We start from the raw sequence: 21,382 nt of genomic DNA, 5'->3' as shown, positions 1-21,382 counted from the left end.
CGCTAGGTGATCCAGGACCCGCTCGACGCCGGCCTCGCGGCGGTCGTCGGCCCGCGCACCGCGGCCGCCGTCGAGAAGGCGTTCGGCTACCGCACCGTGGGCGAGCTCCTCGGGCACTATCCGCGGCGCTACGCGAAGCGCGGCGAGCTGACCGCGCTCTCGCAGCTCCCGGTCGGCGAGAGCGTCACGATCGTGGCCGAGGTGCGCGAGGTGCACGAGCGCCCGATGAAGAACCGGCCCGGGAAGCTGCTCGAGGTGGTCATCTCGGACGGCACGGGCACGCTCTCGCTCACGTTCTTCAACCAGTCGTGGCGGATGGCGAAGCTGCACCGCGGCGCGCGGGGGATCTTCGCGGGCACGGTCTCGATGTTCCGCCAGACCAAGCAGCTGACGCATCCCGACTACCGACTCTTCGACGACGAGGAGGCCGCTGCTGCGGGCGGGGTCGAGCTGGCGAAGGACTGGGCGGAGCGGCCGATCCCGATCTATCCGGCGACGAGCGCGCTCTCGAGCTGGCAGCTCCAGTCGGCGATGGCCGTGCTGCTCGACGGGCTGGGCGCGGTGCCCGACCCGATGCCCGACTCGGTGCGGTCGGGCCGCTCGCTGATGCCCCTCGGCGAGGCACTCGAGCTGATCCACCGACCCCAGCGGGAGGGGGACGAGGCGCAGGCGCGCGAGACCCTGCGCTTCCACGAGGCCTTCCTCCTCCAGCTCGCTCTGCTCGAGCGCCGAGCGGCGGCGAAGGCCACGCCGGCGACCCCGCGGACGCCCTCACCCGGCGGTCTGCTCGAGCGCTTCGACTCCGTGCTCCCGTTCGAGCTCACCGGCGATCAGCGCGCCGTCGGGGCCGAGATCGCCGACGACCTCGCGACCGAGACCCCGATGTCGCGCCTCGTGCAGGGCGAGGTCGGCTCGGGCAAGACGCTGGTGGCCCTCCGCGCCATGCTGACGACGGCCGAGAGCGGCGGTCAGGCCGCCCTGCTGGCGCCCACCGAGGTGCTCGCCGGCCAGCACCTGCGCTCGATCGCCAGGACCCTCGGCCCCGAGCTCTCGGCAGAGCTGGTGCCCACGCTGCTCACCGGCGGTCTCGGTGCCGCGGAGCGACGCGCGGCGCTCCTGCGCATCGTCTCGGGCACCGCCAAGATCGTCGTCGGCACGCACGCGCTCCTCGGCGACAAGGTGACGTTCTACGACCTCGGGCTCGTCGTGATCGACGAGCAGCACCGCTTCGGCGTCGACCAGCGCGACACCCTCCGCCGCAAGGGGGCGCAGCCGCCGCACGTGCTCGTGCTCACCGCGACGCCCATCCCGCGGACCGTCGCGATGACCGTGTTCGGTGACCTCGACACCTCGACGATCCGCGAGCTGCCCGCCGGCCGCCCCGGGATCACGAGCCACGTCGTGTCGCTCACCGACAGCCCCGGGCTGATCGCCCGGGCCTGGGAGCGGGCGGAGGAGGAGATCCGAGCCGGTCACCAGGTGTACATCGTCTGCCCCGCGATCGAGCCTGGGGAGGTCGCCGAGGGCGTCGTCGCGCCGGAGGACGCCGCGACTCCGCTGTCGACGGTGGCGGCCACGATCGAGGGGGTCAGGAGGCACGCGCTGCTGTCGAAGCGCCGCTCCGCCGCCCTGCACGGACGCATGAGCACCGACGAGAAGGACGCCGTCATGCGCGCGTTCGCGGCCGGGGAGATCGACGTCCTCGTCTCGACCACCGTCATCGAGGTGGGCGTCGACGTCCCCAACGCCTCGATGATGATCGTGCTCGACGCCGAGCGCTTCGGCGTCTCGCAGCTGCACCAGCTCCGGGGGCGGATCGGCCGCGGAGGCGTGCCTGGCGTGTGCCTCTTCGTCACGGCGGCCGAGGCGGGGACGATCGCGCGGGAGCGGGTCGAGGCCGTCGCCGCGACGCTCGACGGCTTCGAGCTGGCCGAGGTCGACCTGGAGCTGCGCCGCGAGGGCGACGTGCTCGGCGACTCGCAGTCGGGCGGTCGCTCCTCCCTCCGCCTGCTGCGCGTGGTGCAGGACGCACCGCTCATCGTCGAGGCGCGTGCCCTGGCCGAGAGGCTCCTCGAGGAGGATCCGCGGCTCGCCGAGCACGACCGGCTCCGCGCGGCGCTCGAGCGCCGAGTGCAGGACCGCGACCGCGAGTTCCTCGCCAAGAGCTGACCATCGCTGTTCAGGGACGTGCCGCCGGCGACGGCTACGCTTTCGGCATGGCCCGCATCGCCGTCGTCCCCGGTTCGTTCGACCCCGTCACGCTCGGGCATCTCGACGTCATCGAGCGCGCCGCCCGCCTCGTCGACGAGCTGCACGTGGTGGTCGTGCACAACCCGTCCAAGACCGCCCTGCTGCCGATCACCCAGCGCGTCGCCCTGATCGAGCAGTCGATCCAGGAGGCGGGTCTCGAGGGGTCCTTCGTGGTCGCGTCGTGGAGCATGGGGCTCCTCGTCGACTACTGCACCGACGTCGGCGCCAGCGTCCTGGTCAAGGGGATCCGCTCGCAGGTCGACGTCGCCTACGAGACGCCGATGGCGATCGTGAACCGCAACCTCGCCCACGTCGAGACGGTGTTCCTCCTGCCCGATCCCGCCCACGCCCACGTCTCGAGCTCGCTCGTGCGCCAGGTCTCGAGCCTGGGAGGCGATATCTCGCCGTACGTGCCGCCCGCGGTCGCCGCCTTCCTCACCTCCTGACTCCGCCGCCCGTGGACGCCGCACCCCCGCCCGCCCGCGAGAATGGAGGGGTGAGTGCGACGCGAGTGCAGGCCTGGACCCTCGACGGGATCCCCGAGGTGGTCCCCGGGGACGACCTCCTCGAGCTGATCCTCGCCTCCGTCGCCGCGGCGCCCGAGGAGGACCGCCCGATCGACGGCGACATCCTCGTCGTCACCAGCAAGATCGTCTCGAAGGCCGAGGGCCGCCTCGTCGCCGCCGAGGACCGCGAGGACGCGATCACCGCCGAGACCGTGCGGGTCGTCGCGACCCGCGCTCACGCGCACGGCGTCACGCGCATCGTCGAGAACCGGCTCGGCATCGTGCAGGCCGCGGCGGGCGTCGACTCGAGCAACGTGGCCGAGGGCACCGTGCTGCTCCTGCCCGAGGATCCGGACGCGTCGGCGCGCGTTCTCTGCGAAGGGCTCCGCAGCCGTCTCGGAGCGCGGGTCGCCGTCATCGTCAGCGACACCCTGGGCCGGGCGTGGCGCGTCGGCCAGACCGACGCGGCCATCGGCGCGGCGGGCCTCGAGGTCGTCGACGACCTGCGCGGAGCGACCGACGCCCTCGGACGCACCCTCGGCGTCACCATGCCGGCCGTCGCCGACGAGATCGCGGGCCTCGGCGACCTCGTGAAGGGCAAGGCCACCGGCCGCCCGGTCGCGGTCGTCCGCGGTCTCGCGCGACTGGTGACCGAACTGGACGCGCCGGGGGCGCGCTCGCTCACCCGGACGGGGCCCGAGGACATGTTCCGTCTCGGCGCCGACGAGGCGTACGCCGAGGGCGTGGCGGCCGGTCGCGCGGCCGCGGGGGAGCGATGAGCGTCGGCTGGAGCGCCGTCGTCGTCTTCAAGGGCCGCGGCTCGTCGAAGACGCGGCTCGACCTCGAGGCGCGCGCGGTGCTGGCCGAGGCGTTCCTCCTCGACACGCTCGCGGCCGCCAGGGCAGCGCAGGACGTCGCGACCCTGATCCTGGTCACCTCCGACGCGGAGGCGGCCGCGCTCGCGCTCGCCGCCGATCCCGCCCTCGTCGTACTCGCCGATCCCGGCACCCTGAACAGCGCCGTCACTGCCGGAGTCGCGCACGCTCTGCGGGAGCGGCCGGAGGCGCCCGTGGTCGCGCTGACCGGCGACCTCCCAGCGCTGGTGCCCGTCGATCTCGATCGCGCGCTGCGTGCGGCGGTGAGGCTCCCGGCGGTCGTGCCCGACCGCGCCGGCACGGGGACGACGGCCCTCCTCCTCGCGGCGTCGGCGCTGATCGAGTCCGCCTTCGGCCTCGACTCGTTCGCGCGCCACCTCGCGGCCGGCTGCACCGCCGTCGACGTGCCGCGCGCCTCCACGCTGCGCCTCGACGTCGACACCCTCGACGACCTGCGCGACGCGGAGGCGGCCGGCGTCGGCCCGCGCACCGCCCGCGCCCTCGCCGCCGCGGCCTGACGCGGGTCCGGGGTTCCCCCCTACCCTCACCCGGGTCGGACGCTCGCGTCAGCCGGCGAGGAGGCCCTCCTCGAAGGCGGCGGTGAGGTCGCGGTGGATCTCCAGAGGTTCGCCGTCGACGGCGCGGATCGGCACGGCCCGGCGCGTGCTGGAGACGAGCCAGGCGGCGTCCGCCCTGGCCAGCGCCGCCACCGGCAGCTCACGGCGAGCGGAGTCGAGGCCGTGGTCGCCGCCGAGCGCCAGGATCCGCGAGACGGTCGTCCCGTCGAGGATCCCGCGGCCGGCGACCGGCGTCGTCAGCACGCCGTCGAGCAGCAGCACGAGGCTCGACGTCGCGCCCTCGAGCAGCCAGCCGTCGCTGGTGCGCCAGACCACGTCGTCCGACCCGCGGAGGCGCGCCTCGCGCAGGGCGGCACGCGTCACGGCGCCCGAGGTGCTCTTCACCCCGCCGAGCAGCCACGGCGCGGCGTCGGTCGTTCCGCGGGCGTAGCCGCGATCGAGGACCGCCACCGCGACTCCGCCCGCTCGCAGCGCGCTCGCATCGGATGTCGGCTCGACGCGGACGGTGCAGCGGGCGCCGTCCGCCTCGCGGTACCCGGCGACGAGCCGCACCGAGAGGTCGTCGGCCGCGTCGTGCTCGGCGAGGGCGAGCTCCACCGCGGCGGTCCAGGCGTCGTCGTCGGGGAGGCGGAGTGCGATCGCGTCCGCCGAGGCCCGGAGCCGGCCGAGGTGCTCCTCGAGCCCGTGAGGACGGCCGTGGATCACCGCGAGAGTCTCGAAGACCCCGTCGCCGCGGAGGTAGCCGGGCTCGTCCACCCGCACGAGTCCCGCCTCCGGATCACGCAGCTCGGCGGCACCGGAGACGATCTCGACGAGGACGGGAGAGCTCATGCCCCCATCCTGGACCGTCGGAGTCGCTCAGCGGGCGCCGAGCCCCGCCGCGACGTCCTCGGCGGTCGTCAGCTCGCGCAGGGCCGACGGCCGGAGTCCCTCGGTGCTCAGGACGTCGGCAGCAGCGAGCACGCCGACGTCGAGCCCGGTCAGCTCGCCGATCAGCGACACGGCGACCTGGAACGTCTTGAAGCCGCCGAGCGGGACGAGTCCCTCGCGCGTGATCCCCTCGACGAGCTCGGTCTGATCGAGCAGGTAGGCGCTCGTCGCGGTGGTCTCGCCGTCGGGGCTCCACGCAGCGATCTTCCAGAAGCGGCGGGGGATCCCGATGCCCCGGTACACGGGATCGCCGTCGGCGAGGACCGGCCCGGTGAAGACGTCGAGGCGGGTCCGCCAGGTCTGCGCGTAGTCGAGCACCAGCGTCTCGAGGCCGAGCCAGAGCTCCTTCGACTGGTTGAAGCCGCTCGCCTGGGGCGCCGCGTTCGTGTAGCAGAAGCTGTCGACGTTGGCGGCGCGCGCCTCGGCAGGCTCGCCCCACACGGGGTCGCGCCGGCGGACGAGGTGCCCCCGGTCGAAGTCGTTGCGGGCGTAGACCTCTGGACCGGTCTGCTCGGAGGCGGGGATGCGGTCGTCGAGGTGCCAGTCGTCGCCGCGGCCGAGGTCGAGCAGGCGGGCGCCGTCGATGTTGACCGCGGTCGAGAGCGCCAGCCGCCGCTCGGGATCGAGCAGCACCTCGAAGTGCGTGTACGGCAGCTCCCTCGTCGCGCGCTCGGCGGACGGGCGGAGCGCGCCGACCACGGGGCCGAGGAAGGAGTCGTCGAAGCCGCTCACTCCTCGACCTCCCCGGTGGCCGTAGGCGTCGGTGTCGGTGTGGGCGTCTCCGTGGCGGTCGGCGCGGGAGTCGCCTCCGGCGTCTCGGTGGCGGTCGGCGTCGCGGCGGGCGCCTGGGTCGCCGGTGCCGGGACCTGGGAGCCGTTGCTCACGAGCAGGGTGATGCTCGAGTAGCGCGGCGCCGTCGTGCCGGCGCCCGGATCGGTGCCCGCGACGGTGCCGGCGGCGGCCGCGGAGTCGACGGTCGCGCCCTCCTCGACGTCGAAGCCGAGATCCTCCAGGGTCTCGGTCGCGGCGTCGACCGACTGCCCGGTGACGTTCGGGACGGTGACCTGGCGGCCGTTCAGCAGCGCGCTGGAGGGATCGGCGAAGTCGTCTCCGCCGTACTTCTCGTCGGCCCGTGTCATCACGGCGTTCCAGATGTAGTGGCGCACGTTCGAGGCGTAGGCGTCGCGTCCGGTCTCGGTGTTCTCGACCAGCACCCTGCGCATCGAGGCGTCGCCCGTGATGTTGCCCACCCAGACGACCGTGGCGACCCGGGACGAGGCCCCGTCCATCCAGGTGTGCACGGCGTCGTCGGTCGTGCCGGTCTTGCCGATGTGCTCGATGCCGTCGTCGGGATCGGAGGCGGCCGCGGTCCCGCCGGTCACCACGTCCTGCAGGGCGTCGGTGGCGACGGCGGTCAGCTCGGGCGAGAGCGCCTGGTTGCAGGTCGTGACGGGAGGCTGGACCGCCGCGCCCGCGGAGTCGGTGATCGAGTCGATGGCGATCGCGCTGCAGGCGCTGCCGTTGTTCGCGAAGCCGGCGAAGGCCGTCACCATCGACAGCGGCGCGATCTGGTCGGCCGAGCCGAGGATCGCCGAGGGGAAGTAGCTGAGCTCGGCGCCGGAGGCGGTCTTCACCCCGAAGGCGGCCGCCTGGTCGCGGATCGCGCAGAGGTCGAGCTGCTGCGCCATCGCCACGAAGACCGTGTTGATCGAGCGCATGGTGCCCTGCAGCACGCTGAAGGTGCCGTTCTCGCCGTCGTCGTTGTTGACCTCGAACTCGCCGTTCCACTCGCCTCCGGGAGCGCACGAGGCGGGGAAGTCGTCGAAGGTCCGCTCGCGCCCGTTCACGGTCTCGTAGATGGTGTGCCCGTTGGCGAGCCACTGCGCGAGGGTGAAGACCTTGTAGGTCGAGCCGACCTGGAACCCGGCGGAACCGCCGTACGCGGTGTCCGTGCTGAAGTTGATCGCCGAGAAGTTCTCTCCGTTGACGGAGCCGGCGGCGTCGTAGTCCTTGTTCTGCGTCATCGCGAGGATCCGGCCCGTGCCGACCTCCATCGAGACGGTCGCGCTGCCGATGTTGACGTCGTCGACGGGCGTCTTCGGCACCCACTGGTTCGTCGTCGCGGTCGCGACGTCCTGCAGGTCGCGGTCGAGCGTCGTGTAGATCTTGTAGCCGCCGCGCTGGAAGTTCGCGAAGCGGGCGTTCTCGTCGTCGCCGAAGGCGGGGTCGTTGCGGATGACCCAGGTCACGTAGTCGCAGAAGTAGGCGGCGTTGCCGGCGGTCTGGCAGCCGGTCTGGGTCGGCGCGATGGCCGGGACGACCTCCTCGGCGACGGCGGCGTCGTGGTCGGCCTGGGTGATCTTCCCCTCCTGGAGCATCTGGTCGAGGACGTAGTCGCGGCGGACCTTGTTCTCGGGGATGTTCTCGGGCTGGTCGATGCGCAGGTTGTTCGGGTTGTTGACGGTGGCGATCAGGCTGGCCGACTGCGCGAGAGTGAGGTTCGCGGCCGATGTCGAGAAGTAGTACTCGGCCGCCGCCTGGATCCCGTAGACCTGGCCGCCGAAGCCGGCGATGTTGAGGTAGCCGAGGAGGATGTCGTCCTTGCTGTACTTCTTCTCGAGGTCGACGGCGAGCTTCATCTCCTTGAGCTTGCGCGCGGGAGTGGTGGCCGTCGCCTCGGCGTAGGCGGCCTCGGACGCGGCCGGGTCGGTGTCGCTCAGCGACTCCGCCTTCTGCACGAGGACGTTCTTGACGTACTGCTGCGTGATCGAGGAGCCGCCCTGCAGGTCGCCGCCGAACACGTTGCTGAGGACCGCGCGGATCGTGCCCTGCAGGTCGACTCCGCCGTGGTCGTAGAAGCGCGGGTCCTCGGTGGCGACCGCCGCGTCCTTGACGAACTGGCTGACCTGGTCGAACGCCACCTCCTCGCGGTTCTGCGCGTAGAAGGAGGCGAGCAGCTGGTCGGACCCGTCGGTGTTCTTCGCGTAGATCTCGGTCTTCTGCGCCAGCTGGCCCAGCTCGAGGTACTCGGGGACGGTCTCGAAGAGTCCGATCGGATTGTTCTCGGCGAGGCCGGTGACGGCGAGGGCGGGCGTGACGCCGACTGTGATCAGCAGACCGCCGGCGATGCTCGCTCCGGCGACGGCGAGCACGCGGGCGAGCATGCCGCCGCGGGGGGTTCCTTGCGCAGACATGGCTACGAGAGTAGGCGACGAGTCTGGATCCGGGGTGCCGCCCCCTCCGGTGGCGCTCGGAGTACGGTGAGCGGATGAGCCGGATCCCGCAGTGAGCGCCGCCGTCGACCCCGCGGAGAAGGCCCGTCGAGCGGTCCTCGTCGTGGCGGTCCTCGCCTCCTTCGTCGCCTTCCTCGACGGCACTGTCGTCAACGTGGCCCTGCCCGCGATCTCGCGCGAGCTCGGCGGCGGACTCGTCACCCAGCAGTGGGTGGTGGACGGCTACCTGATCACTCTCGGCGCGCTGATCCTCGTGGCGGGATCGCTCGCCGATCGCATCGGACGCGCCAGGAGCATGACGATCGGGCTGATCGGCTTCGGTGTGACGTCGCTGCTGTGCGCCGCCGCCCCGACGGCCGAGGTGCTGATCGTCGCGCGGATGCTGCAGGGCGCTGCGGGGGCGATCCTCGTCCCCAGCTCGCTCGCCCTCATCATCGCGACAGTGCGCGGCGCGGCGCAGGCGAAGACGATCGGCGCCTGGACGGCCTGGACCGGCACCGCGACGATCGCCGGACCCGTGATCGGCGGGCTCCTGGTCGATGCCGGCTCGTGGCGGTACGTCTTCGCGCTGAACATCCTCCCGATCGCGCTCACCCTGGTGCTGCTGCGCCGGCTCGGTCATGTCGACTCCGGGACGCGGGTGCCGATCGACGGCGTCGGCGCGGTGCTCGGAGTGATCGGGCTCGGCGGCCCCGTCTTCGCCCTCATCGAGCAGGAGCGGCTGGGCTTCGAGGATCCGCTCGTGCTGACCGCCCTGATCGGGGGAGTGGCGGCGCTGATCGCCTTCGTCCTCTGGGAGCGGCGCGCACCGCATCCGATGCTGCCGCTGTCGCTCTTCGCGACGCGCAACTTCACCGTGGGCAACATCGCGACCGCGTTCATCTACGGGGCTCTCTCGTTCGGCTTCTTCGCGCTCGGGCTCTTCCTGCAGCAGGGCCTGGGCTTCTCGGCGACCCTCGCGGGTGTCGCGACGCTGCCGCCGACCGTGCTGCTGCTCCTGCTGTCGCAGTACGCGGGCTCGCTGTCGGCGCGCTTCGGCCCGCGCCTCTTCATGGGGGTCGGTCCGCTCGTCGCCGGCGGCGGGTTCCTCCTGATGATCGGCGCGAGCGAGCCGGGGGACTACCTGACCCGGCTGCTGCCCGGCATCGTGCTGTTCGGCCTGGGCCTCGCGGTGACGGTCGCCCCGCTGACCTCGACGATCCTCGGCGCCGTGTCGAGCGAGCACAGCGGAGTCGGCTCCGCCGTCAACAACGCGGTCTCGCGCATCGCGGGCCTGGTCGCCATCGCCGCCACCTCGCTCATCGTCGGCGACACGCTCGACGCCGCAGGCTTCTCGCGCGCCGCCCTCGCGACCGCCCTCCTCCTGATCGCCGGCGGCCTCGTCTCCCTCGCCGGCATCCGCAACCCGGCGCGCACCTAACCGACCCGGCTCGCTGCCCCCATGTTGGTCGAGTAGCCCCGCAGGGGCGTATCGAGACCCACCCGCTTCAGCAGATGGGGCTTCTGCCCCGGCCTTCTGAAGGACGTGGATCTCGATACGCCCGCTGCGCGGGCTACTCGATCGGCGAGGGGCGGGCAGGATGACCTGCGAGAGCCCTCAGCGACGACATGGTCGCTTCGCGAAGAGTTCACAAAAATAGTTGTCGCTACATGGAATACTCGGATCGTCGATACGATTGCATGTATCGGACCGGGGAGAACTCCCCACGACGACGACCCTGAGGAGAAATCATGACCGACACGATCACCATTCCCGGTTACAAGGCAGGCACCTGGGTCATCGACCCCACGCACAGCGAGGTCGGCTTCAGCGTCCGTCACCTCATGATCAGCAAGGTCAAGGGCAAGTTCGAGCGCTTCACCGCGACGTTCACCACAGGTGAGAACCCGCTCGACTCCAAGGTCGAGGCCACCGCCGAGGTCGCCTCCGTCAACACCAACGAGCCGAACCGCGACGGTCACCTCCGCACCGGCGACTTCTTCGAGGCCGAGAAGTACCCCGAGATCCACTTCGTGTCGACCGCGGTCCGCGCCAACAAGGACGACTTCCTCGTCGACGGTGAGCTCACCATCAAGGACGTCACCAAGCCCGTCACCTTCGAGGTCGAGTTCGGCGGCTTCGGCTCCGACCCCTACGGCAACTACAAGGCCGGTCTGACCGCCAAGGCGACCATCGACCGCACCGACTTCGGTCTCACCTACAACGCCGCCCTCGAGACCGGTGGCGTGCTCATCGGCGAGAAGGTCACCATCACCCTCGACCTGCAGGCCGCGCACCAGGCGTAGTCCGCACCGTCCTCGCCGACGCCGTCCGCTCCCTCCGGGGCCGGGCGGCGTCGTCGTTCCCCGCCCGTTCCCGCCTCGGACGCACCTCCGGCTCGCAGGATACGGTTCGGCTCGCAGAATCAGACGATTCCTGCGAGCCGAACGCGATTCTGCGAGCCGGAGTTCGTGTTCCTGCGAGCCGAACGCGGTCCTGCGAGCCGGAGGCGGGTCGGAGCGGCGTCAGAGGACGCCGAGCTCCGTCAGCTGCTCCGAGATGCCCGCACCGTCCGGTGCGTAGACCCAGGGCGTGCCACTGGTCTCGGAGCGGTCGGCAGCCTTCGAGCGGCCACCCGCGAGCACCGCCTCTCCGGTCGAGAGCTGGCGGATCGCGATCGCCGCGACCCTGTCCGGGTGCTCGTGCGCGAAGTCGGAGTAGATCTCCTCGTCGTGCTGGCCGTCGTCGCCGACGAGCAGCCACTTCACGTCGGGAAACTCACGCGCGAGGCGACGGAGGTTCTCCTCCTTGTGCTGCTTGCCGCTGCGGAACCAGCGGTCGTGCGTCGGCCCCCAGTCGGTCAGCAGCAGTGCTCCGGAGGGGTACAGGTGCCGTGAGAGGAACCGCGTGAGCGCCGGCGCCACGTTCCACGCCCCGGTCGAGAGGTAGACCACGGGCGAGCCCTCGTTGCGGCGCGCGAAGCGGTCGAGGAACACCGCCATGCCCGGGGTGGGCATCCGCGCGTGCTCGTCGAGCACGAAGGTGTTCCAGAAGGCGATGAAGGGCCGGGGGAGCGCAGTGACCATCACGGTGTCGTCGATGTCCGAGACCAGGCCGATGCGCGCCTCGGGGCTCGCTATGAACACGGGAGCCTCGACCGGAGTCGCGCCCGCCGTGGTGAACGTGATCGTGTGCCAGCCCGGGTCGAGCGTGATCGGGATGTCGGCGTCGACGACTCCGCCGCGGTCGGCGACGATCTCGTGGCTCTGCCCGTCGACCTCGACGATCACCTTCGCACCGTTCACGAAGACGCTCGTGAAGCTCCTCCAGCCGCGGACTCCCTCGACGGGGCGCACCTCTTCGGCGCCCGGCGGTGTCGGCTTCGTGTAGAGCACGCGGGCGAGGACCCGCAGCTGCACGGTCGTCCCGTAGCCGGTGTACGGGATCACGCGGGCCACGTAGCCCTTGCGCTTCACCCGCCCCATCCGGAACGCGTGGATGCGGTCCTCGAGGCGGGCGGCGCGGTGCAGGACCTCGGCCGCCCCGGCGCTCATCGGCTTGCTCTCAGGCGTCAGCGGCATCCGCACAGTCTGTCAGATGCCTGTCGGCTCGCGGGGGCACGGCGGCTCGCCGTCGCCCGACGGTCGGCGGACGTTCCTCCGCTCGCCGTCACCGCTCCACCGCGTCAGGAGGCGAGCGGCTCGATGAGCTCCGGGCCGTTGCTGCGGACCGAGCCCACGGCGTCGCCGACCGGAGTGACGTCGAGCTCCTCGGCCAGCTCGCCTGCACCGTCGGAGGCGGCGCGCAGCAGCGACCCGTCGGCGACGGCGTTCGGGTCGAGCCAGTCCTCGATGAGCTCGGGCTGCAGCAGCACGGGCATCCGCTCGTGGACCTCCGCCACGGCTCCCGCGCCGGGCCGGGTCAGGATGGTCGCCGAGAGCAGCCACGGTGCGCCCTGCTCGGCGGAGCGCCACCACTCGTAGACGCCGGCGAACAGCACCAGCGACCCGCCCTCGGGCGCGATGAAGACGGGCGACTTCACTCCGTCGGCGCCGACCCGCCACTCGTACCAGCCGGAGGCGGGCACGATGGCGCGTCGCGCGGCGTACGACTCGCGGAACGCCGGCTTCTCGGCGACCGACTCGATGCGGGCGTTGAACAGGGGCGCCCCGGCCGACGGATCCGCGGCCGAGCGCGGGACGAGTCCCCAGCGCGCGGCGGCGAGGCGCCGACGAGGAGGCTCGCCCTCCTCGACCCCCTTCATCGACTCGGCGACGACCGCGATGCGCTGGGTCGGGGCGATGTTCCAGGAGGGCTCCGGCAGATCCGGCCCCTGGTCGTCGATGTCGAACAGCGCGACGAGATCGGCGGTGGTCTGCGACAGGACGAAACGTCCGCACATGGGTCCTCCTGGCATCGTGGGAGTCGGCGGATCCGCCGCCCTTCCGGGGGCACGAAACGCGAGAGACGTTCGCAAACGGGCGCGCAGGTCGCGTCCGCCTGCGTACGATTGTAGGAACCGCCACCGAAGGAGCCTGCCGTGCCTCTTGGAAATCTCGTCGACCGACCCTTCGGCGAATCCCCCCAGGTCCGGAACGAGCCCGTCCAGGTGCGCAGCGCAGCGCGCCTCGCCTCCCTGCTCGACGCGGCCGCGGCCGTGGTCGACGAGGTCGGGTTCGACCGCCTGACGACCGCGATGGTCGCCGAGCGCGCCGGAGCCGCCATCGGCACCGTCTACCGCTACTTCCCCGACCGCATCGCCGTGCTGCAGGCCCTCCGCGAGCGCGCTCTCGAGCGGTTCCGCAAGAAGGTCATCACCGAGATCCGCGAGACGCACCCCGACAACTGGTGGGGCGCCGTCGACTGCGCAGTCGACGCGTTCTGCGAGATGCACCGCACCGAGCCCGGCTTCCGCTCGATCCGCTTCGTCGACACCATCCACGCCCCCGAGGTGGCGGGGGAGGCGTTCGAGGCGGGCTTCTTCGCCCGCCGCTTCGCCGAGATCCTCGCCTCCGAGTACGGACTCCCCGGCGGAGCGCAGCTCTCGTTCCGCCTCGAGGTGACCGTCGAGGTCGCCGACGCCATGCTCACCCGCGCCTTCCTGATGGACCCCCAGGGCGACCAGCGCTTCATCGACGAGGCCCGTGCGCTGCTGCGCAACTACCTGTCGATGCACTACGGGGCGGTCTGAGTTTCTGCGACGGAGGGGCGGGCCCGGTGGGCCCGCCCCTCCGTCGTCCACGCCGCTCCCCGCGCGGCGTGGCGCAGTCGGCTTCCAAAGGTGGTCGCGTGGGTGGAGCGTGCTGCGTGCGGCTAGGGCGATTCGCTGGCACGCGAATCACCCGTTCGCCTCGAGTGTCCAGGGCCTGGAGCGGGGAGTCTGGGCTTGAGACGGCAGCCTGCTGGTCGAGTAGCCCCGCAGGGGCGTATCGAGACCCACCAGCGTCAGCAGGGCGGGGTGATGGCCTCGCCTTCTGACGCTGGGGATCTCGATACGCCCGCTCCGCGGGCTACTCGATCAGCGAGGGAGGGGCGGGGGAGCGCGAGCAGGGTGTCTCGCTCCCCTTGGCGCGAGCCCGCGGCCACCCCCTAGTCGGCCGGGGGCTCCTGCGCAACACTGCGCCATCCAGGTTGGCAGGCGTCTCCGAATGGTGTTTGGCTGTCGCAGAGGTTCTGCACGGGGCCGCGCAACGAGGGTGAGAGACGTCGTGATCGAGTTCCGCGGAGTCAGCAAGCAGTACCCGGACGGCACCCGCGCGGTGGACGACTTCTCGCTCGTGCTGCCGTCGCGGGAGACGACCGTCTTCGTGGGGTCCTCCGGCTGCGGCAAGACCACCATCCTCCGGATGATCAACCGCATGATCGAGCCCACCGGCGGCACGATCGAGATCGACGGCGAGGACATCTCGACGCTGCCCGCCGTGTCGCTCCGCCGCCGGATCGGCTACGTCATGCAGAACTCCGGCCTGCTCCCGCACCGCCGGGTCATCGACAACATCGCCACCGTGCCGCGGCTCAACGGAGTCGCGAAGAAGCCCGCGCACACCCGCGCGCTCGAGCTGATGGACACGGTCGGCCTCGACCGCGCCCTCGCGACGCGGTACCCGAGCCAGCTCTCGGGCGGCCAGCAGCAGCGCGTCGGAGTGGCGCGCGGTCTCGCCGTCGACCCCAACATCCTGCTGATGGATGAGCCGTTCGGCGCCGTCGACCCTCTCGTCCGCGCCGATCTGCAGCGCGAGACCCTCCGTCTCCAGCGCGAGCTCGACAAGACCGTCGTCTTCGTCACCCACGACATCGACGAGGCTTTCCTGCTCGGCGACCAGGTCGTCATCCTCGAGAAGGGCGGCCGGATCGCGCAGAAGGGCTCGCCCGCCGAGATCCTCGCGAACCCCGCGAGCGACTTCGTGGCCGGCTTCATCGGCGCTGATCGCGGCAAGCGCTCGCTCCGCATCGAGGAGCGCGACGGGGCGCGCATCGTCGTCGACGGCGACGGGCGCCCGACCGGAGTCCTGCGCTCCCAGGACGGCGCCGGCGCGTGAACTGGGTCCTCAACAACACCGACTCGATCATCACGAACCTGATCGCGCACCTCCTGCTGTCGGTCCCGCCGATCCTCCTCAGCTTCGTGATCTCGCTCCCGTTCGGCTGGTTCGCCAACCGGTACCGTTGGAGTCGCGGCACGGTCCTCACCGCGCTGGGCGTCCTCTACGCGATCCCGTCGCTGGCGATGTTCATCCTGCTGCCGGCGATCCTCGGCATCCCGCTGCGCTCGACCGCCAACGTCATCATCGGCCTCACCCTCTACGGCATCGCCCTGATGGTGCGCACCACGGCCGACGCCCTGGGCGCGGTCTCGGAGGACGTGACGCAGTCGGCGACGGCGATGGGCTACTCCGCCTGGGCCCGGTTCTGGCGGGTCGAGTTCCCGCTCGCCGGTCCGGTGCTGCTCTCGGGCCTCCGGGTCGTGACGGTCAGCACGGTCTCGCTCGTGACCGTGGGCGCCGTGCTCGGGATCCAGAGCCTCGGACTGCTCTTCACCGACGGGTTCCAGCGCGGCATCTCGGGGGAGATCATCACGGGCATCGTGCTGACCATCGCGCTCGCCCTCGTGCTCGACGGGATCCTCGTGCTGCTCGGGCGCCTCCTGATGCCCTGGACCGCTGCCGACCGCGCTCGCGAGAAGAGGCGCGTCGTGCGCGTCGAGAAGGCGGTGACGACGTGAACCTCATCCTCGAGGCGTTCGCGTGGATCGGCGATCCCACGCACTGGACCGGCGTCTACGGCATCCCCAACCGGCTCGCCCAGCACATCGGCATCAGCCTGCTGGTGCTCGTGATCTGCTGCGCGATCGCCATCCCGCTGGGCTACCTGATCGGGCACACCGGCCGCGGAAAGGGCATCGCCGTCCCCGTCGCGGGCGGGCTCCGCGCCCTGCCCACCCTCGGCGTGCTGGTCCTCGCGGCGATGAGCCTCGGCCTCGGCCTCGGCGCCCCGCTCATCGCCCTGGTGATCCTCGCGATCCCGTCGGTGCTGGCCGGTGCCTACTCGGGACTCGAGGCGGTCGACCGGCGCACGGTCGATGCGGCGCGCTCGGTCGGGATGACGGAGTGGCAGATCCTCGGCAAGGTCGAGATCCCGCTCGGACTCCCGCTGCTGATCGGCGGCCTGCGCTCGGCGATGCTGCAGATCATCGCGACCGCCACGCTCGCCGACTTCATCGGCGCCGGCGGGCTCGGGCACTACATCTTCCAGGGCGTGAAGGCGGGGGACTACGCGCAGATGCTCGCCGGGTCGATCATCGTGATCGCCCTCACGCTGCTCAGCGAGATCCTGTTCGCGATCCTCCAGCGCGTGGCGGTGCCGCGCGGGGTCGTGCTCGGTCTGGCCGGGACATCCGGCCGCTCAGGTTTCCGCGCCTCGTCGACCCGACGAGCCGCGGTGGTGGGAATCCCCATCGACGAAGGGAAATAGCTATGTTCACAGCAACCAAGAAGGGCCGTGTCGCGCTCAGCGCACTCGCGGTCGGTGCCGTCGTGGCACTGGCAGGGTGCTCGTCCAGCGATCCGCTCGATTCGGGATCGGGTTCCGACTCCTCCGAGGGCGGCGCGACCCTCGTCGTCGGCTCGCAGGACTACTACTCGAACGAGATCATCGCCGAGATCTACGCGCAGGCACTCGAGAACGGCGGCTTCACCGTCGAGCGCGACCTCCGCATCGGCCAGCGCGAGATCTACCTGCCCGAGATCGAGAGCGGATCCATCGACGTGTTCCCCGAGTACGACGGCAGCCTGCTCCAGGCGCTCGAGCCGGACACGACCGCCACGACCGCGGACGACGTCTACTCCGCTCTGACCGACGCGCTGCCCGACGGCCTCCGCGCCCTCGACGCCGCCGAAGCGAGCGACCAGAACTCGTACACCGTCACCCAGGCCTTCGCCGACCAGTGGAGCCTCACCGACATCGCCTCGCTCGCCGAGGTCACCGACCCGATCGTGCTGGGCGGCAACTCCGAGCTGCAGACGCGCCCCTACGGCCCGGACGCGCTCAAGGAGAAGTACGGCATCGACACCACGTTCCAGGCGATCGAGGACAGCGGCGGATCGACCACGGTCGACGCCCTCACCAGCGACCAGATCCAGCTGGCGAACATCTACACCGCCGACCCGAACATCCAGTCGAACGACCTCGTCGCCCTCGAGGACCCCGATGGTCTGTTCGTCGCCGACAACGTCGTGCCGATCGTCTCGGACAAGGTCGACGACGCCGCAGCGGAGGTCCTCAACGCCGTCAGCGCGAAGCTGACCGCCGACGATCTCGTGTCGCTCAACGCCGAGAGCGTGAACGACGAGAAGTCGGCCGCGTCGATCGCGACCGAGTGGCTCGAGTCGGCCGGTCTCGTCGACTAGTCGCTCCCGCACCACCCGCGCGAGGCGCGTCACTCATCGAGGTGACGCGCCTCCGCTCGTTTCAGGAGCTTTTTGGCGCCGAAGACGATCAGCGCGAACAGAACGATCGCTCCGACGAACAGGTACCCGGCGTAGTGCAGGCTGTCGGACAGCTCTCGGTACCCGCCGGCGGCCGCGGCGCCGACTCCGACGTAGGCGAACGACCAGAGGGTGCACGCGGGCGTCGTCCAGGCCATGAAGGTGCGGTAGCGCATCCCGCTCATGCCCACGGTGAGGGGGATCAGCGAGTGCAGCACCGGCAGGAAGCGGGAGAGGAACACGGCGATCCCGCCGCGCCGAGCGAGATAGCGCTCGGCCCGCACCCAGTTCTTCTCGCCGAGCCGGCGTCCGAGCCTGGACGCGCGGATCCGCGGGCCGAACCAGCGCCCGAGGTAGAAGCCGACCGACTCGCCGCAGAGCGCGCCGACGATGACGGTGAATGCCAGGGCGACGAACTGCAGCGGAGTGGTCACGCCGGTCGCGCTGACGATCACGACGGTGTCGCCCGGCACGATCAGGCCCGCGAGGATCGTCGTCTCGAAGAAGATCGCCAGCCCCGCCAGCAGCGTCCGCCAGACCGGCGGCACGCTCACCACGAAGGCGAGGATGCCGCTCAGGACGTCGTTCACGGGGGAGTCGCTCGTCAGCGGACGCGCTTGAGCAGGGCCCAGAACGTCTCGACGATGTCGCCCATGTCGACGTCCTCGTCGAGCAGCCACTGGATCTGCAGTCCGTCGGCCAGGGCGGTGATCATGCGGCCGGCGACCTCGGGATCGATGTCGGCCGCGATCAGCCCCTCGCGCTGGTCGGCGCGGACGCTCTCGGCCAGCACCTCCGTCGTCGTGCGGTAGCGGTCGAGGAAGAACTCGTGCGCCGGGTGCGTCTCGTCGGTGCCCTCGGCCGACAGCGTCGCGTAGAGGTGCACCAGACCGGGGACCTCGCTGTTGTGCCGGATCAGCCGGACGAGACCGGCGATCGCCGGGTCTCCGCTGTCGTCGAGGTCGTAGGTGGCCCGGTCGACGTCGTCGCGCTTGCGGAGGACCTCGGCGAAGAGCTCCTCCTTCGAGTCGAAGTAGTGCAGCAGACCCGCCTGGGTCAGGCCGACCGCCTCTGAGATCTCCCGCAGGGACGCCCGACGGTATCCCTGGCGGGAGAACACCTCGAGTGCGGTCTGCAGGATCTCCTCGCGCTTGGCGACACCCTTGGCATAGCTCCCCTTGCTCGGCATGGATCGATCGTACGGTGCCGCACCTGAGCAGTGGTGCCGCGCGAGGGGCCCGCGCACCCTGCCGGACGGATTCCCAGCCGACCCTCCGACCCGCGGTTGACTGAGAAGAAGCTGTGACTTCACGAGCCGGATCCGCAGACTCGGGGCGCCGCCGAGGTCGCTCGCCGTCGAGACGGTCGTCGGAGTGCCTCCGACAGCCGACGGCCCTGCTCGACCCGCCCCTCGGGGCGTCTTCGCTCGACGTCGAGACGTACTGTCTCGACGTCGAGCGAGTCGTGGACAGGGGCGGCCGGCGGGCGTCGTGGAAGCACCCCGCAAAGGGTGTCGCAGACGGGCCTCAGAGGCCCGCACATCCGCTCCAGTACTGGGATCGGAGGCCATCGGGGCCGGCGCCCCGACCTAAGCTCGGGGCCGTGAACGAACTCCTGGATCCACTCCTGCTGTCGCGGTGGCAGTTCGGCCTGACGACGATCTACCACTTCCTGTTCGTGCCGCTCACGATCGGCATGGCGCTCACCGTCGCGATCTTCCAGACCTGCTGGGTGCGCACCGGCCGCATCCACTACCTGCAGCTGACGAAGTTCTTCGGGAAGATCTTCCTGATCAACTTCGCGATGGGAGTCGTCACCGGCATCGTCCAGGAGTTCCAGTTCGGCATGAACTGGAGCGACTACTCCCGCTTCGTCGGCGACGTCTTCGGGGCGCCGCTCGCCTTCGAGGGGCTGCTCGCGTTCTTCCTCGAGGCGACGTTCATCGGCCTGTGGATCTTCGGCTGGGACAAGCTCCCCGAGAAGCTGCACCTCGCTACCATCTGGCTGACGACCCTCGGGACGACCCTCTCGGCCTACTTCATCATCGCCGCGAACGCGTTCATGCAGAACCCGGTCGGCTTCGAGATCAACGAGACCAAGGGGCGCGCGGAGCTCACCGACATCTGGGCGCTGCTCACCAACAAGGTCGCGCTCGCCGCGTTCCCGCACACGATCTTCGCCTGCTTCATGGTCTCGGCCGCGGTGATCATCAGCGTCGCCGCCTACCACCTGTCGCGCAACCAGCACCTCGAGACCATGCGTCCGGCGCTGAAGTTCGGCGCGTGGATGATGCTCATCAGCGGCGGCCTCACGCTGTTCACGGGCGACTCGCTGGGCCTCGCCATGGTCGACACGCAGCCGATGAAGATGGCGGCGGCGGAGGCGCTCTACACGACGTCCACGGGCGCGGAGGCCTCGTTCTCGGTCTTCACCTGGGGCACGCCCGACGGCTCGAGCGAGCTGTTCTCGATCCGCATCCCCTACCTCCTGTCGTTCCTCTCGACGCACACCTTCACCGGCACGGTCGAGGGCATCAACGACCTGCAGGCGCAGTACGTGCAGGTCTACGGCCCCGGCGACTACACGCCGATCATCTGGGTCACCTACTGGTCGTTCCGCTGGATGATGGCGCTCGGCGTCCTCGCTATCGGCGTCGCCGCGGCCGGCCTCTGGTTCACCCGCAAGGGCCGCGAGCCGAAGAAGTGGATGTGGAGGATCGCCACCTGGGCGGCCCCGCTCCCGCTGCTCGCCATGATCGTGGGCTGGATCTTCACCGAGATGGGCCGCCAGCCCTGGCTCGTCTTCGGACTGCTCAAGACCGAGGACGGCGTCTCGCCCGGCGTCAGCGGCCTCGAGGTCCTGATCTCGCTGATCGCCTTCACCGCGATCTACGGGACCCTGGCGGTCGTCGAGTTCCGGCTCATCCTCAAGGCCGCGCAGGCCGGACCGGACGACGCCCCCGAGATCGACGAGGAGAGCGGTCGCCCGCAGCTCGTCGGCACGGTCTACTGAGGAAGGCACGATCATGGATCTCGCACAGTTCGATCTGGCCACTGTCTGGTTCTGGGTCGTCGCCGTCTTCTTCATCGGCTACTTCGTGCTCGACGGTTTCGACTTCGGGGTCGGGATGTCCCTGCCGTTCCTCGGCAGGGACGACACCGACCGCCGCGTGCTGATCAACACGATCGGCCCGGTCTGGGATCTCAACGAGACGTGGGTGATCGTCGCGGGAGCCGCGCTGTTCGCGGCGTTCCCCGAGTGGTACGCGACGCTCTTCAGCGGCTTCTACCTGCCGCTGCTCATGATCCTCCTGGCGCTGATCGCCCGAGGAGTGTCGTTCGAGTACCGGCACCAGCGTCCCGAGGCGGCCTGGAAGAAGCGGTTCGACACGATGATCACCGTCGGGTCGGCGCTGCCCGCGTTCCTCTGGGGCGTCGCCTTCGCCAACATCGTCCAGGGCGTGCCGCTCGATGCCGACCACAACTACATCGGCACCGTCTTCGACCTGCTCAACCCCTACGCGCTGCTCGGCGGCGCCACGACGCTCCTGCTGTTCTTCACGCACGGCGTGGTGTTCGTCTCGCTCAAGACCGACGGCGAGATCCGCGAGCGGGCGCGGAGGCTCGCCTCGCGTGCCGGGCTGGTCACGATCCTCGTGGCCGCCGTCTTCCTGGCCTGGACGAACCTGGCCCAGGGGGGCACCGTGACCCTCCTGCTCTCGATCGCCGCGGCGGGCGCGCTGATCCTCGCCTGGGTCGCCAACGCGCGGGGCCGGGAGGGCCGGGCGTTCGCCCTGCTCGCCGGCACCATCGCCCTCGCCGTCCTGACGCTGTTCACGACGCTCCATCCCGCCGTCATGCCCGCCTCGAACGACATCGCCAACAGCCTCACCATCGAGAACGCCTCGAGCACTCCCTATACGCTGACCGTCATGAGTTGGACCGCCCTGGTGTTCGTGCCGCTCATCGTCGGCTACCAGGCCTGGACCTACTGGATCTTCCGCAAGCGCATCACCCGGACCCACATCCCGGTCGACGCGCACTGAC

At 70.7% G+C, this 21,382-nt stretch carries 20 protein-coding genes; 13 read left to right on the top strand and 7 right to left on the bottom strand.

Going from position 1 to position 21,382, the window contains the following annotated elements; genetic code table 11:
• The first annotated feature begins 6 nt into the window (after positions 1 to 6).
• The 4 genes from GRS96_RS13665 to cofC are packed head-to-tail and all read left to right on the top strand — an operon-like array spanning position 7 to position 4,149.
• Positions 7 to 2,169, top strand: coding sequence for an ATP-dependent DNA helicase RecG (locus GRS96_RS13665; RefSeq protein ID WP_442966622.1), 2,163 nt, complete (start codon positions 7 to 9; stop codon positions 2,167 to 2,169).
• A 47-nt stretch (positions 2,170 to 2,216) separates the two neighbouring features.
• Positions 2,217 to 2,696 (top strand): pantetheine-phosphate adenylyltransferase, encoded by a 480-nt coding sequence (gene coaD / locus GRS96_RS13660; protein ID WP_159858604.1) that lies wholly within the window; start codon positions 2,217 to 2,219, stop codon positions 2,694 to 2,696.
• Positions 2,697 to 2,746: 50 nt separating this feature from the next.
• Positions 2,747 to 3,535 (top strand): coenzyme F420-0:L-glutamate ligase, encoded by a 789-nt coding sequence (gene cofE / locus GRS96_RS13655; protein ID WP_236553625.1) that lies wholly within the window; start codon positions 2,747 to 2,749, stop codon positions 3,533 to 3,535.
• On the top strand, positions 3,532 to 4,149 hold the full coding sequence (gene cofC / locus GRS96_RS13650) for a 2-phospho-L-lactate guanylyltransferase (RefSeq protein ID WP_159988731.1): 618 nt from the start codon (positions 3,532 to 3,534) through the stop codon (positions 4,147 to 4,149). Before cofE ends, cofC begins: the two co-directional genes overlap by 4 nt.
• Before the next feature lie 48 nt (positions 4,150 to 4,197).
• On the opposite strand, the gene GRS96_RS13645 is transcribed toward cofC, so the two are convergent.
• Genes GRS96_RS13645 through GRS96_RS13635 form a run of 3 tightly spaced genes read right to left on the bottom strand, consistent with a single transcriptional unit; the run spans position 4,198 to position 8,333 of the window.
• On the bottom strand, positions 4,198 to 5,040 hold the full coding sequence (locus GRS96_RS13645) for an aminotransferase class IV (protein ID WP_159988730.1): 843 nt from the start codon (positions 5,038 to 5,040) through the stop codon (positions 4,198 to 4,200).
• A gap of 27 nt (positions 5,041 to 5,067) precedes the next feature.
• A complete protein-coding gene (locus GRS96_RS13640) occupies positions 5,068 to 5,871 on the bottom strand; it encodes a DNA/RNA non-specific endonuclease (RefSeq protein ID WP_159988729.1) in 804 nt (267 codons plus the stop codon).
• Positions 5,868 to 8,333, bottom strand: a complete 2,466-nt coding sequence (locus GRS96_RS13635) for a transglycosylase domain-containing protein (protein WP_159988728.1) — start codon at positions 8,331 to 8,333, stop codon at positions 5,868 to 5,870. Before GRS96_RS13635 ends, GRS96_RS13640 begins: the two co-directional genes overlap by 4 nt.
• A 91-nt stretch (positions 8,334 to 8,424) precedes the next feature.
• On the opposite strand from GRS96_RS13635, the gene GRS96_RS13630 reads away from it, so the two are divergent.
• Positions 8,425 to 9,792, top strand: a complete 1,368-nt coding sequence (locus GRS96_RS13630) for an MFS transporter (RefSeq protein WP_159988727.1) — start codon at positions 8,425 to 8,427, stop codon at positions 9,790 to 9,792.
• 311 nt (positions 9,793 to 10,103) lie between these two features.
• Complete coding sequence (locus GRS96_RS13625; protein WP_159858586.1) at positions 10,104 to 10,658, top strand: YceI family protein; 555 nt, start codon at positions 10,104 to 10,106, stop codon at positions 10,656 to 10,658.
• 219 nt (positions 10,659 to 10,877) lie between these two features.
• Here GRS96_RS13625 and GRS96_RS13620 read toward each other — a convergent pair whose 3' ends face one another.
• Together GRS96_RS13620 and GRS96_RS13615 are read right to left on the bottom strand one after the other, a co-directional pair.
• Complete coding sequence (locus tag GRS96_RS13620) at positions 10,878 to 11,933, bottom strand: App1 family protein (protein ID WP_159858583.1); 1,056 nt, start codon at positions 11,931 to 11,933, stop codon at positions 10,878 to 10,880.
• 104 nt (positions 11,934 to 12,037) lie between these two features.
• Positions 12,038 to 12,754 (bottom strand): SOS response-associated peptidase, encoded by a 717-nt coding sequence (locus tag GRS96_RS13615; protein WP_159858580.1) that lies wholly within the window; start codon positions 12,752 to 12,754, stop codon positions 12,038 to 12,040.
• A gap of 138 nt (positions 12,755 to 12,892) precedes the next feature.
• Between GRS96_RS13615 and GRS96_RS13610 the strand changes: the two genes are divergently transcribed.
• The 5 genes from GRS96_RS13610 (at position 12,893) to GRS96_RS13590 (ending at position 17,258) form a co-directional block, all read left to right on the top strand.
• Positions 12,893 to 13,543 carry a TetR/AcrR family transcriptional regulator gene (locus tag GRS96_RS13610; RefSeq protein ID WP_159858577.1) on the top strand — a complete coding sequence of 217 codons (651 nt, stop codon included), beginning with the start codon at positions 12,893 to 12,895 and terminating at the stop codon, positions 13,541 to 13,543.
• 517 nt (positions 13,544 to 14,060) lie between these two features.
• Positions 14,061 to 14,891, top strand: coding sequence for an ABC transporter ATP-binding protein (locus GRS96_RS13605; protein WP_159988726.1), 831 nt, complete (start codon positions 14,061 to 14,063; stop codon positions 14,889 to 14,891).
• Entirely contained in the window at positions 14,888 to 15,574 is a 687-nt protein-coding gene (locus GRS96_RS13600) for an ABC transporter permease (protein ID WP_159988725.1), read from the top strand. The genes GRS96_RS13605 and GRS96_RS13600 overlap by 4 nt, the downstream gene beginning before the upstream one ends.
• Positions 15,571 to 16,323, top strand: coding sequence for an ABC transporter permease (locus tag GRS96_RS13595; RefSeq protein ID WP_159988724.1), 753 nt, complete (start codon positions 15,571 to 15,573; stop codon positions 16,321 to 16,323). The genes GRS96_RS13600 and GRS96_RS13595 overlap by 4 nt, the downstream gene beginning before the upstream one ends.
• 2 nt (positions 16,324 to 16,325) lie before the next feature.
• Positions 16,326 to 17,258 (top strand): ABC transporter substrate-binding protein, encoded by a 933-nt coding sequence (locus tag GRS96_RS13590; protein ID WP_159988723.1) that lies wholly within the window; start codon positions 16,326 to 16,328, stop codon positions 17,256 to 17,258.
• 29 nt (positions 17,259 to 17,287) lie between these two features.
• On the opposite strand, the gene GRS96_RS13585 is transcribed toward GRS96_RS13590, so the two are convergent.
• Both GRS96_RS13585 and GRS96_RS13580 read right to left on the bottom strand, forming a co-directional pair.
• Complete coding sequence (locus tag GRS96_RS13585) at positions 17,288 to 17,926, bottom strand: DedA family protein (protein WP_159988722.1); 639 nt, start codon at positions 17,924 to 17,926, stop codon at positions 17,288 to 17,290.
• Positions 17,927 to 17,940: 14 nt separating this feature from the next.
• Positions 17,941 to 18,525, bottom strand: coding sequence for a TetR/AcrR family transcriptional regulator (locus GRS96_RS13580; protein ID WP_159988721.1), 585 nt, complete (start codon positions 18,523 to 18,525; stop codon positions 17,941 to 17,943).
• A 413-nt stretch (positions 18,526 to 18,938) separates the two neighbouring features.
• Between GRS96_RS13580 and GRS96_RS13575 the strand changes: the two genes are divergently transcribed.
• A complete protein-coding gene (locus tag GRS96_RS13575; RefSeq protein ID WP_159988720.1) occupies positions 18,939 to 20,348 on the top strand; it encodes a cytochrome ubiquinol oxidase subunit I in 1,410 nt (469 codons plus the stop codon).
• 13 nt (positions 20,349 to 20,361) lie between these two features.
• A complete protein-coding gene (cydB, locus tag GRS96_RS13570; RefSeq protein WP_159988719.1) occupies positions 20,362 to 21,381 on the top strand; it encodes a cytochrome d ubiquinol oxidase subunit II in 1,020 nt (339 codons plus the stop codon).
• The last annotated feature ends 1 nt before the right edge of the window (position 21,382 follow it).

The sequence above is a fragment of the Rathayibacter sp. VKM Ac-2803 genome, from assembly GCF_009807175.1.
Classification (GTDB): Bacteria; Actinomycetota; Actinomycetes; order Actinomycetales; family Microbacteriaceae; genus Rathayibacter.
This window is presented reverse-complemented; position numbering and strand designations above follow the sequence as displayed.

Excerpts from the sequence above, each read along its gene's own strand:
- coaD (WP_159858604.1), top strand. The coding sequence starts at position 2,217 with ATGGCCCGCATCGCCGTCGTCCCCGGTTCGTTCGACCCCGTCACGCTC.
- cofC (WP_159988731.1), top strand. The coding sequence starts at position 3,532 with ATGAGCGTCGGCTGGAGCGCCGTCGTCGTCTTCAAGGGCCGCGGCTCG.
- GRS96_RS13645 (WP_159988730.1), bottom strand. The coding sequence starts at position 5,040 with ATGAGCTCTCCCGTCCTCGTCGAGATCGTCTCCGGTGCCGCCGAGCTG.
- GRS96_RS13635 (WP_159988728.1), bottom strand. The coding sequence starts at position 8,333 with ATGTCTGCGCAAGGAACCCCCCGCGGCGGCATGCTCGCCCGCGTGCTC.
- GRS96_RS13625 (WP_159858586.1), top strand. The coding sequence starts at position 10,104 with ATGACCGACACGATCACCATTCCCGGTTACAAGGCAGGCACCTGGGTC.
- GRS96_RS13620 (WP_159858583.1), bottom strand. The coding sequence starts at position 11,933 with ATGCCGCTGACGCCTGAGAGCAAGCCGATGAGCGCCGGGGCGGCCGAG.
- GRS96_RS13615 (WP_159858580.1), bottom strand. The coding sequence starts at position 12,754 with ATGTGCGGACGTTTCGTCCTGTCGCAGACCACCGCCGATCTCGTCGCG.
- GRS96_RS13590 (WP_159988723.1), top strand. The coding sequence starts at position 16,326 with ATGTTCACAGCAACCAAGAAGGGCCGTGTCGCGCTCAGCGCACTCGCG.
- GRS96_RS13580 (WP_159988721.1), bottom strand. The coding sequence starts at position 18,525 with ATGCCGAGCAAGGGGAGCTATGCCAAGGGTGTCGCCAAGCGCGAGGAG.
- cydB (WP_159988719.1), top strand. The coding sequence starts at position 20,362 with ATGGATCTCGCACAGTTCGATCTGGCCACTGTCTGGTTCTGGGTCGTC.